This is a genomic window from Salidesulfovibrio onnuriiensis (assembly GCF_008001235.1).
In the GTDB taxonomy this organism is placed as follows: domain Bacteria; phylum Desulfobacterota; class Desulfovibrionia; order Desulfovibrionales; family Desulfovibrionaceae; genus Pseudodesulfovibrio; species Pseudodesulfovibrio onnuriiensis.
The window spans coordinates 1557696-1573016 of sequence record NZ_CP040751.1; the positions used below are offsets into that span (position 1 = coordinate 1557696).

A 15321-nucleotide genomic window follows, 5' to 3' on the forward strand; every position below is an offset into this window, starting at 1 on the left:
CAGTGAGAAATATACTATGCTGAAAGTTGCTGTTATCGGTCTCGGCTGGATGGGACGCATCCACCTGCGAAATTATACGGAAATGGACGTGGAAGTCGTCGGCGTGGTCGACGTGAACCAGGAAGCCCTGGACCAGGCCGCCGAGCAGTTCGGCGTGCCCACGTTCACGGACCTGGACGAGCTGCTCAAGCACGATCTCGACGCGGCCAGCGTCTGCGTGCCCACCAGCATGCACCACGAAGTGGGCATGAAGATCATCGAAAAGGGAGCATCCCTGATCATCGAGAAGCCCCTGGCCCTTGATGTGAAGCAGGGCCGCGAGCTGGTCGAGGCCGCCAAGGCCAAGGGCGTGTCCCTCATGGTCGGCCATGTGGAGCGCTACAACCCGGCCGTGCAGCGGGTCAAGGAACTGGTGGCCGAGGACCAAGGCATGATTTCCATCACCATCGAGCGCGTGGGCCCGTATCCGCCGCGCATCCAGGACGTGGGCGTGATCAAGGACCTGGGCTCCCATGACCTGGATCTGATCCGCTACATCACCGGTTCCGATTTCAAGAGCGTCTACGCGGTCAAGTCCACCTCCCTGGGCAAGCACGAGGACACCGCCCTGATCACTGCGGAAATGGAAAACGGAGTGCTGGCCAACATTTCCACCAACTGGGTGACCCCGTACAAGTCCCGGAAGATCAGCGTGGCCTGCGAATCCAAGTATATCGCCGCCAACCTGGTGACCCAGGAGGTCAAGGAATACAGCGCGTTCTCCACCTACGACGCCGCCTATTCCGTGCGCGAGTGGCCGCTTATGTTCCGCGAGCCGGTCAAGGCCGAGCTCACGGACTTCCTCTCCGCCCTGCGCGAAGGCAAGCCCATGCCCATTTCCGGCGAGGACGGCCTCAAGGTTCTGGAAACCTTCGAGCGCATTTTCGACTGCGCCTGCTGAAAGCTGTCCCCAAGGGCCTGACTACTTTGTTGTTGCGGAAAATTCAGGTCCTTACGTATTGGAAGAATACGTTCCGGGCTGGATTTTCCTTGCGCCGCGTACTCACACCCTTTTGAACCGCTTTAGAAATAAAGAATAAAACAGCCCCCGTGCGGAACACCGCGCGGGGGCTGTGAATATGGTTTGGTTCACTTGGTGTTTATTCGAGCGATCATGCGTCCGGATTTTCCTGCCGTGCCGAAAACAATATTTTTCATGGGTAGGAGCAAATCTTGAGCTTTGTCTGGTGCAACACCACCAATGGAAGCGAGGCGATCAATACTTCTCCATGTATATTGTCCATCTTGAAGCGCACTGAGCATTCTTTGCCTGACTGCGTCATCCTCCTCTGGAATTCCCAGCTTCTCTTCCGGCTGTTGATGCGGAATGTTTGACTCGGCAAGTTGCTTTTCCAACTGTTCCACTTTTGTTTTGAGTTCTTCAATGTCATCGGTGACAGTCGCAAAATTTTCGTTAAGCCGTTCCGGCAATTCAGCGATATGGAATTGTTTATTTCCCCAGGTAAGAGTGATTCCACGGTGTTTAATTATATTTTTCAACTCATTACGGAAATACCCGACACCGATGATGACAATAGCGGTATACAAAAAGGGACCTTCAAGGATTTTGAGCATCAGTTGGTGAACAAAGGGCTGGTCCATAACGAGCTCCTTATCATGATCTGTTTGTATAATTTGTTAATAGATACCACTTAGGTGTTATTTTTTGATATGATTTATTCTCTGAAAGTGGCTAACTGGGGTGTCGAATAAAAAAGTCCCCGCGCCATTCGGTGCGGGGGCTTTTTTGTCGCATGCTGATCAGGGCTATTGGCCCAAATAACGGTAGAGGAAATAGCCTGCCGCCGCCAGCGCGGCCAGGGCCACGAGCACAAAGGCCTTGGAAAGCCCTGTGGAGCAGTTGCAGGAACACGGTCCGCTTGCCGGCTGCTCTCCCTGTTCGTTCTCTCCGGACGCTTGTCCCGCAGACGAAGACTCGGGCGCGGAGGGAGCAGCGCCGCCGTTATCACGGAAGAGCGCCAGGTCGCCGCCCGCGGTTTCGATGCGGTAGCCGCCCTGCTTGACCGCCTGGCACAGCTCCTGAAGCGTGTCCATGCCCGCGGGAACCCCCGGGGGCAGGTCTTTCTGCAGGTAGTTGGAGATGAGCAGCACATGCCTGGCGGGCAGGCCGTAGCGCTGCGAGAGGTCGTCGAGCACGGCCACGAAGTCCGGCTGCTCCTTGAGCACCTGTTCGACGAGTTCCGTTTCTAAGGTATGGATCTTCTCTGACATGGGAACTTCCTTCTGTATGACGGCAATGGCTAACGTACACACCATGTCGTGCGTTCAACTAAAGGCAGCCTACAGGAAATCCCCCTTGAAGACCAAGGGAATCAAAAGATTATACAACCTCGCCGCAAGGGCGGGCAGGCCGGTTAGCGCGCCAGGGTCAGCAGGGACCGTCCCGTGGCGGTATCCACCACGGTATCGCCCTCGAATCCCAGGACCGTGAAGTCCGGGCAAGCGTGCAGGGCACCGTTTTGCAGGAGCGACTTCCCGTCCGGGCCGATGCCGATGCAGGAAGCGCCCGAGCCCACGGCGGCCTTCATGCCGCTTACCGAGTCCTCGAACGCGGCCGTAAAGTCCCTGGACATGTCGAACCGGGCCATTCCCGTGAGGAAGGGCTCGGGGTGGGGCTTGCCGTTGGTCACGTCTTCCACGCTGACGATGTGCCGGAAGTATTGGTGCAGGTCGTGGCGGGAGAAGTTGCGGTTGATCCGCGCCGGCCAGGCGCTGGTGACCAGGCCCACGTTGACGCCCCGGCTGTGGAGCCCGGCCAGGAAATCCTTGATGCCCGCCATGGGCTGGTAGTCGTACTGGTCCTCGAGCTCGATGATGCGCTCGAACATCTTGGCAGATTCCTCTTCGGGCATGTGGCCGAAAAGGGCCTTCATGGTCAGGCGGCCGGGCTGGCCGTGCACGTGGGCCACCATCTCCTCGTCGGAGATGTGCTGGCCGTATTCGGCGGCGCCGGTGCGCCAGGCGTACTCCACGCCGGGACGGGAGTTCATGACCACGCCGTCCATGTCAAAGAGCACGAGCTTGATGGGGGAGGATATGAGTGTTTTCATTTTTGGTCGGTTAGCACTGTTGGTTGGGGGCTGCGAGAAAAACGGCCTTTTTTCGGCGAATGAAAAAAGGCCGTATGGCTAGTCTTCGTCCATGGCCTCGACAATGGCGTCATGGTAGGCGTTGAACACGTCCTCGCGGTTGAGCAGGCCCAGGAAGCGGTTGGTGTCTTCCTCGCTTACCACGGGGATCTGTCCGTAGTCCGTGTCCACGAAGCGCAGCAGGGCCTGGTACATGTTGTAGTCGGGCCGCACGTAGGTGGGCTTGGTGGTCAGGTCGCGCACCACGACCAGGTCGAAGAGATCCTCCTCGAACATGTACTGGCGCACTCCGTGGATTGAGAGCATGCCGATGTATTGGCCCTGCTCGTCGCGCACCGGGAAATTGAGCTGGTTGGTGTTGACGAAGATGTCCGCGAGGGCCCGCAGGGTGATGTTTTCCTCGAGCACGATGACCCGGCTGGGCGTGTACACGTCCGAGACGTGGAGCTGCTCCAGGATGTTGATGGTCGTGTCTTCCAGGTGGGCCGGGGAATCGAACTTGTTCTCCACCTGGTTTTCGTAGAGCGAGGTGTTGCGCGAGAGCACGATGCAGATGGCCGAGGCCAGCATGAGCGGCGCGAGCAGGCCGTAGCCCTGGGTCAGTTCCGTGACCATGATCAGTGGGCCGATGGGGGCGTTGGCCACGCCCGCGAAGAACGCCGCCATGCCCACCAGGATGTAGGCTCCGGGCTGGGTGACGATGTCCGGGAAGAATTTGTGGCCGATCTTGCCCACCAGGCCGCCGGACAGGCCGCCCACGAACAGGGCGGGGGCGAACATGCCGCCGGACATGCCCGAGCCGATGGTCACCGAGGTGGCCAGGGTCTTGCCCACGATGAGGTAGCACATGGTTATGAGGGGGAGCTGCCCCATGATGGCCAGCTCCAGCCAGCCGTAGCCGCCGGAGAGGATCTTGGGGTAGAGCATGCCCATGAGGCCCATGAGCAGGCCGCCCGCCGCCGTGGACCACATGAGCCCCACCTTTTCCTTGAGCGGGAAAAAGAACTTGTATTTGATGGCGTAGAAGGTCTTGACGTAGAGCCAGCCGGAAACGGCGCAGACCAGGGCCAGGATGGCGTAGAAGATCAGCTCGCGCGGGTCATGGAACTGGAAACGGTCGATGCCGAAGATGGGCTCGGTGCCGTAGACCATGGAAAAGACCGTGTAGGCCACCACCGAGGACATGATCGAGGGCAGCATGGCCTCGGATTCGAAGTCCTCGCGGTAGACGACTTCGATGGCCGTGAGCGCGCCGCCCAGGGGAGCGCGGAACACCGCGCCCAGGCCGCCCGCCGCCCCGGCCAGGAGCAGGATGCGCCGTTCCTTGGCCGAGAAATCGAATTTTTCCGCCAGCCAGGAGCCGATTCCTGCGCCGATCTGGGTAATGGGTCCTTCGCGCCCGGCGCTGCCGCCCGAGGCGATGGTCATGATCGAGGTGAGGCCCTTGATGACGGGCACCAGGGGATTCAGGAATCCGCCCTTGTTGTGAAAGACGTTGATGGTGGCGTCGGTGCCGTCGGTGCCGCCCGAGACCGAGTCCGGGATGAAACGGCTCACCAGCCAGCCCGTGAACAGGCCCGTCAGGGTGGTGGCCACCGGGATGACCCAGGGCCGGAAAACGCCGTGCTCGGCGTGGAACAGGGATTCTCCCGCCGGGTGCGGGGAGATGACGCCCGCCAGCTTGGCCTGGATCAGGTACTTGCCCACCTCGATGGCGCCGAAAAAGACCACGGCGGAGAGGCCGGAGATGGCGCCCACCAAGGCCCCCACCACCAGCCAGCGGAACGAGGCTATGCTGCGGTAGGATTTGACGAAGTCTCGCCAGTACCGGAATATGGGACCGAGTGATTTCATGGTTGTTTTGCCTGCAGGTCGGCCTGCGTGACCTTGATATGGGCTTCGGGGCGGGCCAGGATCTGGCGGCCCAGGGCCACGTCCTTGGCGATGCGCGCCTTGAGTTCTTCAATACCGTTGAATTTCTGCTCGTTCCGGATGCGCTGCACGAAGTGCACCTGGATATTTTTGCCGTACAGGTCGCCGGAAAAATCCAGTATGTGCGCTTCCACGGACAGGGCTTCGTTGCCGAAGGTCGGGTTCTTGCCGATGTTGGCGACGCCCTGGTGGATTTTTCCGTCCACGTCCACCCATATCGCATAGACGCCGGGCAGGGGGAACAGTTCGTCCACCAGCTTGAGGTTGGCCGTGGGGAAGCCCAGGAGCTTGCCCCCGCGCTTCATGCCGTGGACCACCTCGCCGCGCACCTGGTAGAAGCGGCCCAGCAGCGGACGGGCGTCCCAGACGTCCCCGGCCTGGACCAGGTCGCGGATGCGCGTGGAACTGATGATGGCTCCGTCCAGGGAGATGGGGTCCAGCCGCTCCACATTGAAATCGTATTTTTTCCCGATCTCGCTGAGGGTGGCGTAGTCGCCGGTGCGGCCCTTGCCCATGTGGTAGTCGTAGCCGATGGTCAGCTCCCGCATGCCCAAGCCTTCCACCAGGTATTTCCTGACGAATTCCTCCGGGGAAAGGGCAGCCATCTCCCTGTTGAACTCCAGGAGCAGGGCGATCTGGGGGCCGAACTGGGAGACGAGCTCCAGCTTCTGCTGGGTCAGGGTGATGAACGGGGGCGAATTGCGTTGCGTCAGCACCCGCAGGGGGTGCGGGTCAAAGGTGACGATGACGCTGGTCAGCCCCAGGGCCTTGGCCTTGGAGCAGGTCTGCTTGATGAGTATCTGGTGGCCCTTGTGCACGCCATCGAAGTTGCCGATGGTGACGCTGGCCCCGGTCAGGGTTTCTTTTATTTCTTCAGGTGTCCTAACGACGATCATTGTATCTCAGTCCCGGTATATTAAAGACGCGTATAGCTACCGCAATTCGCATCGGTCAGCAAGAGGGCTACTTCTTGGCGTAGCTGTCCATGGTTTCCTTGAGTTTCTCGAGTGCTTCCTTGTCCGCCTCGGTCTTGGCCAGGGCGCTGGCCTTCTGGTAGTGCTGGTTGGCCCTGCCGGGATTCATGTAATAGACCTCGCTGTAGGCCAGGTGCAGGTATCCGTTGAACTGGTCGCCGGATTCGCCCAGGATCTTGCCCAGGTAATAGTGCACTTCCCCGTCCTCGGGCACTTCCTTGAGCACCTTGCGCATGGCGGGGATGGCCCGTTCGTAGTCGCCGTTCTCGGCCTGGAGCAGCGAGAGGTAGAACAGGGCCAGGGCGTCCTTGGGATTCATGATGACCGCTTTCTGCAGCAGCGCGCCCGCGCGCTTGGCGTCACCGGTCTTGTAGAAGAAGCGGCCCGCCTCGCGGAGAACCAGGGGATCCTTGTCGTCCATGGCCAGGGCCTTGGTGAAGTATTCCTTTGCCTCGCCCATGCGTTTGAGCCGTTGCAGGGCAATGCCCCGGCCCATGAAGTCCAGGGCCGTGTACTGGGCGAGCGGGATGCTCAAGTAGTGGCCCAGGGCGCTGTCCGCCTGGGTCAGCTTGGCCATGATGATGGCCTGGACCCGTTTCAGTTCGGTGTTGTCGTCCTTGCGCTCGGTGAATTGGGCGGGAAGGCGGTCGATGCGCGTATTCAGGTAGGTGATGCGTTCGTCGAGGCCCGGGTGGGTGGAGAGGTAGGACGGAATATCGCTCTGGCCCATGAACCACTTGTTCTTCTGCATGATTTCGAACATCTGGGGCATGCCCCTGGGGTTGTATCCCGCCTTGATCAGGGCGTTGAGGCCCACGTGGTCCGCGTCCCGCTCGTCGTCGCGGGAATAGGAGAGCATGGCGGTATGGGCGGCTGCCTGGGATCCCATGGCCAGAGCCATGCCCGCTTTGGCCCCGCTGGAACCGTTGGTGGCCGCGCCCAGAAAGATGCCGGCCACGGTGCCCAGCATGGAGGCCAGGCCGATCTTGCTGGCCTTTTCCATGCGCGCGGCCATGTGCCGCTGGGAAGCGTGCCCCAATTCGTGCGCAATGACTCCGGCCAGCTCGCATTCACTTTCCACCTTGGAGATGAGGCCGGTGAAGACATAGATATACCCGCCCGGGATGGCGAAGGCGTTCATGGCGTCGTGTCGGATGACCGCGCTTTTGACCGGGAAGGGCATGGGGTCCTTGGCGGCCACGATTCTGTCCACGATTCTCTTGATGTATCCGTCGATCATGGGGTCGCCCACAATGGGGAGCTGGGCCCGGATCATGCGGTCGAACTTGCGGCCCATTTCCTTTTCGTCCTTGATGGACAGGCCGTCGAAAAGAGCCTGCGCCGGAACCGGCGGCAGGAGCAGCCCCCAGGCCAGCAGGGCCAGGAGCGGATATAGGAACAGTCTGCTTTTAATCATGGTCCTCACAGTACGTGGTTTGTTCCCGGATTGTAAGCATTTCGTGTCGGCAGGCAAGGGGAGGAAAAAACAGCGGGACACGGCATGGGCCGAGTCCCGCTGGAAGTGTTGCAATGGTCAGGCAACCGGGGCCCTACTTGTTCATCATGTCCAGGAATTCCTTGTTGTTCTTGGTTCCTTTCATCTTGTCGATGAGGAATTCCATGGAGTCGATGGAGTTCATGGGCGAGAGCAGCTTGCGCAGGATCCAGACGCGGTTGAGCACGTCGTCTTCCAGGAGCAGCTCTTCCTTGCGGGTGCCCGAACGGTTGATGTCGATGGCCGGGAAGATCCGTTTTTCGGCCAGGTGGCGGTCCAGGTAGATGTCCAGGTTGCCGGTGCCCTTGAATTCTTCGAAAATGACTTCGTCCATGCGCGAGCCCGTGTCGATGAGCGCGGTGGCGATGATGGTCAGGGAGCCGCCTTCCTCGATGTTGCGGGCGGCGCCGAAGAAGCGCTTGGGACGCTGCAGGGCGTTGGCGTCGATACCGCCGGAGAGCACGCGTCCGGAGGACGGGGTCACGGCGTTGTAGGCGCGGCCCAGGCGGGTGATGGAGTCCAGCAGGACCACCACGTCGCGCTTGCGTTCCACCAGGCGCTTGGCCTTTTCCATGACCATTTCCGCAACCTGCACGTGGCGCTGCGGGGGCTCGTCAAAGGTGGAGCTGATGACCTCGGCCTTGACCGTGCGTTCCATGTCCGTCACTTCTTCGGGGCGCTCGTCGATGAGCAGCACGATGAGGTCAACGTCCGGATGGTTGGCGTTGATGGAATTGGCGATGGACTGGAGCATCATGGTCTTACCGGTGCGCGGGGGCGCCACCAGCAGGCCGCGCTGGCCGAAACCGATGGGGGCCAGCAGGTCGATGACCCGGGATGTGTAATTCTTGTCCCCGTTTTCCATGCGGATCATGTTCTGGGGATACAGGGGGGTCAGGTTGTCGAACAGCACCAGATTCTTGGAGTGCTCGGGTGCCTCCAGGCCGATTTCGCTGACGCGCAGCAGGGCAAAGTAGCGTTCCCCTTCCTTGGGCGGCCGGATCTGGCCGGAGACCACATCACCCTTGCGCAGGCCGAAGCGCCTGATCTGGGAGGGGGAGACGTAGATGTCGTCCGGGCCGGGCATGTAGCTGTAAGTGGGGGAGCGGAGGAAGCCGAATCCGTCGGGCAGGATTTCCAGGACGCCTTCGCCGTAGATCTGGCCGTTCTGGGAAGCGCAGTTCTGGAGCAGGGAGAAGATGAGTTCCTGCTTGCGCATGCTGCTTGGGTTTTCGACCTTGAACTCTACGGCAAGGTCGGTCAATTCCTGCATGCTCTTGCGCTTGAGTTCGGATAGATTCATTTTTTCAATGGGGCTTGCCTTTTTCTTTGCCATACTCGTCGTTTCTTGTTTTTTGGAAATGTTCTCGGGAATGGATCATACGCCACAAAATATATCTAACTGCGGTCAACCGCATGGATAGCCATGTCCCCTCGGCGGGGTTCCGATGTAGGTGTCAAAGTGCAGAAAATCGGAATGCCGGAAAGGAGTTTCCGGTTTGGAAAGTACTACTGCATCCTCTTGGGTTTAGCCATTATACTTTACGGGGAGGGAACGATATATTTAAAGCGGCCGAAGTGCCTGTTTCGGCCACGCAAATTCGGGTTACCCGAAAGTGCCGGTTTTGACAACAGATTTGCTATTGCTCGTCGTCGTTTTCTTCGCCGGGCAGGACATCCTTGAACATCTCGTGGATGTCGTCGCGGATTTCCTCCTGGTCGCGGCCGACCGCATAGGCCAGTTCCATGGTCACCAGGCCCATTGCCTGCTCCAGCAGACGGCGCTCGCCAAAGGAAAGTTCCTTGTCCTTGCCGATGAGAAAGAGTTCCTTGAGCACGTAAGCCACGTCCGAGAGATCGCCGCTCTTGAGTTTCTCCGAATATTCACGGTAGCGCCGGTTCCAGTTCTGGCCGGTGTAGCCGGTGAAGTCGGAACGGTCCTTGAGGGATTCGAAGATGGCCTGACCGGTGCGCAGGCTGGAAACGGAGCGCAGGCCCACGTTCTTGGCGTTGGCTACCGGAACCATGAGCGTGACGTTGTTGCTCAGGATTCGGACGATGTAGAATTCCGCAGTGGCGCCGCCTATTTCCTGCGTTTCGATGCGTTCGACCTTGCCGACGCCTTGCGAGGGGTAAACTACCAGTTCATTGACCTTGAACACGTTTGAAGGGACTCCTTGAGTAAGCTGGTGCGAAAGCGAGAAATTTCATCATACCCGAAAGCCGTTCAAGAGTCCACGCCCGGTTCTTGGGCGTTTTCCTGACGGTCCCGTTCAGGTAGGAAACTGTTGATAAACTGTTGGGCCACGCCGACTCCCCTGCGCAGGAACATGTCCAGGCCCTTGGCTGCGGCCTTGATGATTTCGGGGAGGACTTCTTCTTCATTTCGGGCGAAGGGCTCCAGCACCCAGTCGCTGATGCCCTTGTACTCGTCCTGGGGACGACCGATGCCCAGGCGCAGCCGGAAATAGTCGTTGGCGTTCAGGCACTCGGTGATGGATTCCAGGCCGCGATGCCCGTTGTTGCCGCCGCCCCGCTTGAATTTCATGCGTCCCACGGACAGGTCCAGCTCGTCATGGGCCACGATGACCTGCTGGGGCTTGAGCCCGTGGCGGCCGCAGATCTTGGACACGGCCCCGCCGGAGAGGTTCATGTAGGTCATGGGCTTGCAGAAGAGGCAGGTGGCCCCGCCGAAGGAGGCGCGCCACAGCTCATAGTCGCCGGATTCCTCCATGCGGGCCAGGCGCATGCTCTTGCGGGTCTCGCCCAGCGCGACAATGTGGTCCACCAGCATGAAACCGAAATTGTGACGGGTGTTCGCGTACTGGTCGCCCGGGTTGCCCAGGCCGCAGATGAGGCTCTTGTATTCCATAGGGGAAAGAGTGTCCTAAAACGGAAACGGGTTCAAGGAAAGGAATGCAGAAAGTCCCGGAGCGCCGCAGCGCTCCGGGACGGGAAGTCTCTTGCAGGGATTGGGAAGGGGCTATTCGCCGCCTTCTTCTTCGCCTTCTTCTTCGCCTTCAGCGTCTGCTCCGGCGGCCTTGCCCTTTTCGATGCAGGCCAGGATGGAGAAGTTCTCGTCGTAGTGAATTTCCACGCCTTCGGGAAGTTCGAGGTCTGCAACGGAGATCTTGTCGCCCATGTTGATGGCGGAGAGGTCCAGGGTGATGTGGCCCGGGATGTCCAGCGGCTTGGCCACGACTTCCACTGCATCGCGGTACTGCTGGAGCACGCCGCCGAGCTTGACGCCCGGAGAACGGCCTTCGAGCACGATGGGAACCAGGACCTTGAGCGGCTTTTCCACGTCCACGCCGAAGAAGTCGGCATGGATGGGCAGGGGCTTGATCGGGTCGTACTTGAGGCGCCAGATCATGGCCTTGACGGTTTCAGCCTTGCCGTCGCGGTCGATTTCCAGGTCGATCACCTGGGTGTTGGAAACCTTTTTCCAAGCCTTCTGCAGGGCGAGGGATTCCACCTTGACCGGGATATTGACGCCTTTCTGATCGTAGTAGACGCCGGGAACCATGCCGGTTGCGCGCAGGCGGCGGTTGGGACCTTTACCGGTCTGCTTGCGTTCGGCAACGGAAAGTTTCAAAAGATCAGCCATTTCAATTCTCCTTTATTACGTCCTGGCCGCCCCCCATGGACGGACGAACGCGGTTTTAAAAAACCTTAGATGAAAAGAACGCTCACCGACGATTCGGTGTGTACGTTGTTGATTGCTTTTGCCAGCAGGGAGGCCACGGACAGCTGCTTGATCTTGGAGCACTGCTGCTTGGCCTCATCCAGCTGGATGGTGTCGGTGACGATCACCTGCGAGAATGCGGAATCCTCCAGGCGCTGAATGGCGGGGCCGGACAGCACCGGGTGGGTTGCGCAGGCGATGACGTCGCTGGCGCCGTTGTCCATGATCACGTTGGCGGCGGCGCACATGGTGCCGGCCGTATCGATCATGTCGTCTATGACCACGGCGACCTTGTCCTTGACGTCGCCGATGATGTGCATTGCCTGGGCCTGGTTGGGCGCGTCGCGGCGCTTGTCAACGATGGCCAGGGATGCGCCGAGGCGCTTTGCATAGGCGCGTGCGCGTTCCACGCCGCCTGCGTCCGGGGAGATGATGACCATGTCGTCATCCCTGTGGCGCAGGTCCTCAAGCAGCACCGGGGCCGCGAAGAGGTTGTCCACGGGACAGTTGAAGAATCCCTGGATCTGGCCTGCGTGCAGGTCGATGGTCACCAGGCGCTGCATGCCCGCAACGGACAGGATGTCGGCCACCATCTTGGCGCTGATGGGCGCGCGGGGGACCACTTTGCGGTCCTGGCGGGCATAGCCGTAGTAGGGGACCACCGCCGTGACCCTGGATGCGCTGGCGCGCTTGAGCGCGTCGAGCATCAGGCACAGCTCCATGAGGTGGAAGTTGACCGGCGAGCTGGTGGGCTGAATTACGAAAACATCGTCGCCGCGGACATTTTCACCGATCTCGATACGAATCTCGCCGTCGCTGAATTTTTCACGCAGGACCGGGGAGAGTTTGCAGCCCAGGTGTTCGCAGATGGCTTCGGACAACTGGGTGTTTGCAGAACCGCTGATGATCTTGAGATCGCCGTGCATCCTTTCCTCTCATGGATGGTAGGATTTGGCTGGGGTGGGAGGACTCGAACCCCCGAATGACGGGACCAAAACCCGTTGCCTTACCAACTTGGCTACACCCCAGCACTAGGGAAAATCTATTCTGTTCACATGGACGCGGTGGCCTTCGCCGCGAAGCGAATCCGCAGCGGACCGTGCCTGTTTTTCGTCCCGGAAGAGACCGAACAGACTCGCGCCCGAACCGCTCATGGCCGCCGCAGTGGCGCCCTGGCGGAGCAGTTTCTCCTTTGTTTCCCGGAGAATCGGATATTTCGCGAAAACCGGGAGCTCAAAGGCGTTGAAAATGTCTACCGCCGGAACGGGAAGTGATTCCTTAGTATCGGCTGGCGCGGATGTCAAGGGCGTTGTCCCGCCTGCCCGAACTTTGCCGTTTTTCAAGTAAATCTGGTCCCATGCACCATAGGCCCAGGCCGTATTCACGTGTACATCCGGGCAGACCACTACCAGAAACATGCCCTGGAGGTCCACTTTTGCGGGTGTCAGGCGTTCGCCGATGCCCTGCGCCCAGGCGGGTTTGCCCAGCAGGAAGAAGGGAACGTCCGCTCCGAGCCGGGCGGCCAGGGCATTCAGTTTCTCCTTCGGGAGCGCCCTGTCCCCTGCGTTCTTGTTGAGCCAGGTCAGCAGGGCCGCCGCGTCCGTGCTGCCGCCGCCCAGTCCCGCGCCCATGGGGATGCGCTTGTCCAATACAATATGTAGTGGGGGCGGCGGCCGGTGGCCTCGCCGAAAGCCTCCCAGGCCTTGCGCACCAGGTTGGATTCGGTTTCCAGCTCCGGGAATCCCGGGCATTCCAGGCGGAAGCGGTCGCAATCCGTGGACACGGTCAGGGTGTCGTGGGGATCGGCCACGGGCAGGAACAGGGTCAGCAGCTCGTGATACCCGTTGTCCAGGACGTCCCGGATTTCCAGGTACAGGTTGATCTTGCAGGGAGCGGTGAGTGTTTCGGTGGTCATGGTTCGAAAAAGGGGCCCCGAAAGGGGCCCCCATGATGGTTATTTCTTCAGCGGCAGGGCGATGAAGATGTTCTGCCCCTGGCGCTTGATCAGGAACATGACCGCGCCGCGTTTCCTGCTCTGTTCCACCTGGGTCTTGAGCTGGTCGGTGTCGGTGATGTCCTGCTGGTTTGCCTGGAGGATGACGTCGCCCTGGCGCACGCCTTCCTCGGCGGCCACGGAATCCGGGGCCACATCCACCACGACGAGGCCGGTGACCTTGTCCAGGCCCAGAGCGTCGGCCTCCTGGTCGTTGGCGACCGGGCGCACGGACATGCCGAGCACGGTGGCCGCTTCGGGCTGCTTCTCGGGCTGGCCGTGTTCCACGGCCTTGTCGCCGCGTTCGCCCAGCACCACGGTGCGGTTGAGAGTCTTGCCCCCGCGCCAGAGGGTCAGCTTGACCTTGTCGCCGGGCTTGAGGCCCGCGATGCGCCGCAGCAGTTCGGAGTTGTCGGCGATGTTCTGGCCGTTGACCTTCAGGATCACGTCGCCCTGCTTGACGCCTGCCTTGTCCGCCGGGTCGCCCTCAAAGACCTGGGCAACCAGCGCGCCCCTGGGTTTTTCCAGTCCCAGGGCCTTGGCGTCGGTTTCGCTCAGGCCGCGGATGCTTACGCCGAGCCAGCCGCGCTGGATCTTCTTGCCGGACTTGAGCTGGGCGATGATGGTCTTGGCTCCGTCGCTGGGTATGGCAAAGCCCAGTCCTTCGCCCGCGGGCAGGATGGCGGTGTTGATGCCGATGACCTTGCCATCAAGGTTCAGGAGCGGGCCGCCCGAGTTGCCGGGGTTGATGCTGGCGTCGGTCTGGATGAAGTTGTCGAAGGGCCCTGCGCCGAGGATGCGGCCCTTGGCGCTGATGATGCCCTGGGTCACGGTATGGCTCAGGCCGAAGGGGTTGCCGATGGCCAGGACCCATTCGCCCACCTTGGCGTGTTCGGAATCGCCGAATTCGAGGACGGGCAGTTCCCGGTCGGCCTTGATCTTGAGCAGGGCAAGGTCGGTCTCGGGGTCGCGTCCGATGATCTTGGCCTCGTAAGCCTTCTTTTCGTTGTCGAACAGCCGCACCTTGACCGTGTCCGCCCCCTGGACGACATGGTTGTTGGTCACGATGTAGCCGTCCTTGGAGATGATGAAGCCGGAGCCCAGCGAGCTCTGTTTGCGGGGCTGGTTGGGCTGCTGCTGGAAGAATTTGTCGAACTGGTCGAAGAATTCGCGGAAGGGATGGCCTTCGGGGATCTGGTTCTTGTCTATGAACGGATTGCCCTGGCGGCCGCCTTCGACCTTGGTTTCGGTGCTGATATTTACCACGGCCTTGCCCGCGGTTTCGGCCAGATCCGTGAAGTCCGGCAGGCCGTTGGCGGCCTGCGCCAGGACCGGAACGGCCATGAGGGCAAGAAGTGCGATGGCGAGGGTTAAGCGTTTTCGGATCATGAGACCTCCTGAAGCAAACTATGGAAAGCAGAAATAATCGGACATCTTGCGTCCGAGGTGAAAGTATAGGGCTTTTATTCCGCTTGTAAATAGGGAGGTGTTATTTCTTTGGGAAGGCGGGGCGGAGGGGGCAGGGCCCGCCTGAGCGGGCCCTGGAGAGGTGTTTGGTTAGAAGGGCTGGCCGTTGTTGATGAGCAGGGAGGTGCCGAACGCCTTGTCGCCCTTTTCCCTGAAGTGACGCACCGTGCCGATGAGGGCTTTCCTGTGCGTATTGTCGCTGGAAGTCCACTCCACAATGGCGTGGCCATGAATCATGGTGTTCGAGTTCTTTTTCCAGAACTGATAGACGCGGGTGGAGTTTGCCGGGAGTTCGAATGTTCCCGTGCCGGTCGAGATCGTTTGAAAGTTGCCGCTGACGACTCTGCTGTTGTCGGCGGTGACGTCGTTGCCGTTGTGGTCGTAGACGGTCACCTTGCAGGTGACGGGGCTGCCGGTGATGTTGGTCAGAATCAGGTTGGTGTAGTCCATGTAACCATCTTTGTGTCTTGCAACCATCCCGGGAATCAGGGCTGAGCCCTTGGCGTTGAAGTCGGACTGGGCAAATGCGGGAGCTGCCATGAGCAGGACGCAGGCCAGGGCGATCAATGAAAGTGAGATGCGTTTCATGAATTTTCTCCAGAATGAAAATTGAGAGTTGAATATAA

Annotated in this window: 16 protein-coding genes and 1 tRNA gene; 1 reads left to right on the top strand and 16 read right to left on the bottom strand. The window is 60.2% G+C overall.

Annotated elements, in window-relative coordinates; genetic code table 11:
• The first annotated feature begins 16 nt into the window (after window positions 1-16).
• Window positions 17-940 carry a Gfo/Idh/MocA family protein gene (locus FGL65_RS07120; protein WP_187170572.1) on the top strand — a complete coding sequence of 308 codons (924 nt, stop codon included), beginning with the start codon at window positions 17-19 and terminating at the stop codon, window positions 938-940.
• Window positions 941-1128: 188 nt separating this feature from the next.
• Here FGL65_RS07120 and FGL65_RS07125 read toward each other — a convergent pair whose 3' ends face one another.
• The 16 genes from FGL65_RS07125 to FGL65_RS07195 all read right to left on the bottom strand — a co-directional run bounded on the left by FGL65_RS07125 (window position 1129) and on the right by FGL65_RS07195 (window position 15283).
• Complete coding sequence (locus tag FGL65_RS07125) at window positions 1129-1641, bottom strand: hypothetical protein (RefSeq protein WP_147820489.1); 513 nt, start codon at window positions 1639-1641, stop codon at window positions 1129-1131.
• 165 nt (window positions 1642-1806) lie between these two features.
• Window positions 1807-2271: a hypothetical protein gene (locus FGL65_RS07130; protein WP_147820491.1), complete on the bottom strand. Its 465-nt coding sequence runs from the start codon at window positions 2269-2271 to the stop codon at window positions 1807-1809.
• Window positions 2272-2414: 143 nt separating this feature from the next.
• Window positions 2415-3110 carry an HAD family hydrolase gene (locus FGL65_RS07135; RefSeq protein WP_147820493.1) on the bottom strand — a complete coding sequence of 232 codons (696 nt, stop codon included), beginning with the start codon at window positions 3108-3110 and terminating at the stop codon, window positions 2415-2417.
• Window positions 3111-3188: 78 nt separating this feature from the next.
• The gene (locus FGL65_RS07140; protein ID WP_147820495.1) at window positions 3189-5003 is read right to left on the bottom strand and encodes a chloride channel protein; all 1815 of its coding nucleotides are present in this window, start codon (window positions 5001-5003) and stop codon (window positions 3189-3191) included.
• Window positions 5000-5977, bottom strand: coding sequence for a bifunctional riboflavin kinase/FAD synthetase (locus FGL65_RS07145; RefSeq protein WP_147820498.1), 978 nt, complete (start codon window positions 5975-5977; stop codon window positions 5000-5002). Before FGL65_RS07145 ends, FGL65_RS07140 begins: the two co-directional genes overlap by 4 nt.
• Before the next feature lie 67 nt (window positions 5978-6044).
• The gene (locus FGL65_RS07150) at window positions 6045-7472 is read right to left on the bottom strand and encodes a M48 family metallopeptidase (protein WP_147820500.1); all 1428 of its coding nucleotides are present in this window, start codon (window positions 7470-7472) and stop codon (window positions 6045-6047) included.
• A 133-nt stretch (window positions 7473-7605) separates the two neighbouring features.
• Complete coding sequence (gene rho / locus FGL65_RS07155) at window positions 7606-8886, bottom strand: transcription termination factor Rho (protein ID WP_147820502.1); 1281 nt, start codon at window positions 8884-8886, stop codon at window positions 7606-7608.
• 304 nt (window positions 8887-9190) lie between these two features.
• The gene (locus FGL65_RS07160) at window positions 9191-9712 is read right to left on the bottom strand and encodes a CarD family transcriptional regulator (protein WP_147820505.1); all 522 of its coding nucleotides are present in this window, start codon (window positions 9710-9712) and stop codon (window positions 9191-9193) included.
• A gap of 65 nt (window positions 9713-9777) precedes the next feature.
• A complete protein-coding gene (gene pth / locus FGL65_RS07165) occupies window positions 9778-10422 on the bottom strand; it encodes an aminoacyl-tRNA hydrolase (protein ID WP_147820507.1) in 645 nt (214 codons plus the stop codon).
• 111 nt (window positions 10423-10533) lie between these two features.
• A complete protein-coding gene (locus tag FGL65_RS07170; RefSeq protein WP_147820509.1) occupies window positions 10534-11157 on the bottom strand; it encodes a 50S ribosomal protein L25 in 624 nt (207 codons plus the stop codon).
• A gap of 65 nt (window positions 11158-11222) precedes the next feature.
• On the bottom strand, window positions 11223-12161 hold the full coding sequence (locus FGL65_RS07175) for a ribose-phosphate diphosphokinase (protein ID WP_147820511.1): 939 nt from the start codon (window positions 12159-12161) through the stop codon (window positions 11223-11225).
• Between the two features lie 26 nt (window positions 12162-12187).
• Window positions 12188-12263 (bottom strand) — tRNA-Gln (locus tag FGL65_RS07180).
• 3 nt (window positions 12264-12266) lie between these two features.
• On the bottom strand, window positions 12267-12866 hold the full coding sequence (locus FGL65_RS07185) for a 4-(cytidine 5'-diphospho)-2-C-methyl-D-erythritol kinase (RefSeq protein ID WP_250645594.1): 600 nt from the start codon (window positions 12864-12866) through the stop codon (window positions 12267-12269).
• The gene (locus FGL65_RS18505; RefSeq protein WP_250645595.1) at window positions 12818-13150 is read right to left on the bottom strand and encodes a 4-(cytidine 5'-diphospho)-2-C-methyl-D-erythritol kinase; all 333 of its coding nucleotides are present in this window, start codon (window positions 13148-13150) and stop codon (window positions 12818-12820) included. The genes FGL65_RS07185 and FGL65_RS18505 overlap by 49 nt, the downstream gene beginning before the upstream one ends.
• Before the next feature lie 39 nt (window positions 13151-13189).
• Window positions 13190-14617: a DegQ family serine endoprotease gene (locus FGL65_RS07190; protein WP_147820513.1), complete on the bottom strand. Its 1428-nt coding sequence runs from the start codon at window positions 14615-14617 to the stop codon at window positions 13190-13192.
• Between the two features lie 168 nt (window positions 14618-14785).
• On the bottom strand, window positions 14786-15283 hold the full coding sequence (locus FGL65_RS07195) for a hypothetical protein (protein WP_147820515.1): 498 nt from the start codon (window positions 15281-15283) through the stop codon (window positions 14786-14788).
• Window positions 15284-15321 lie beyond the last annotated feature (38 nt).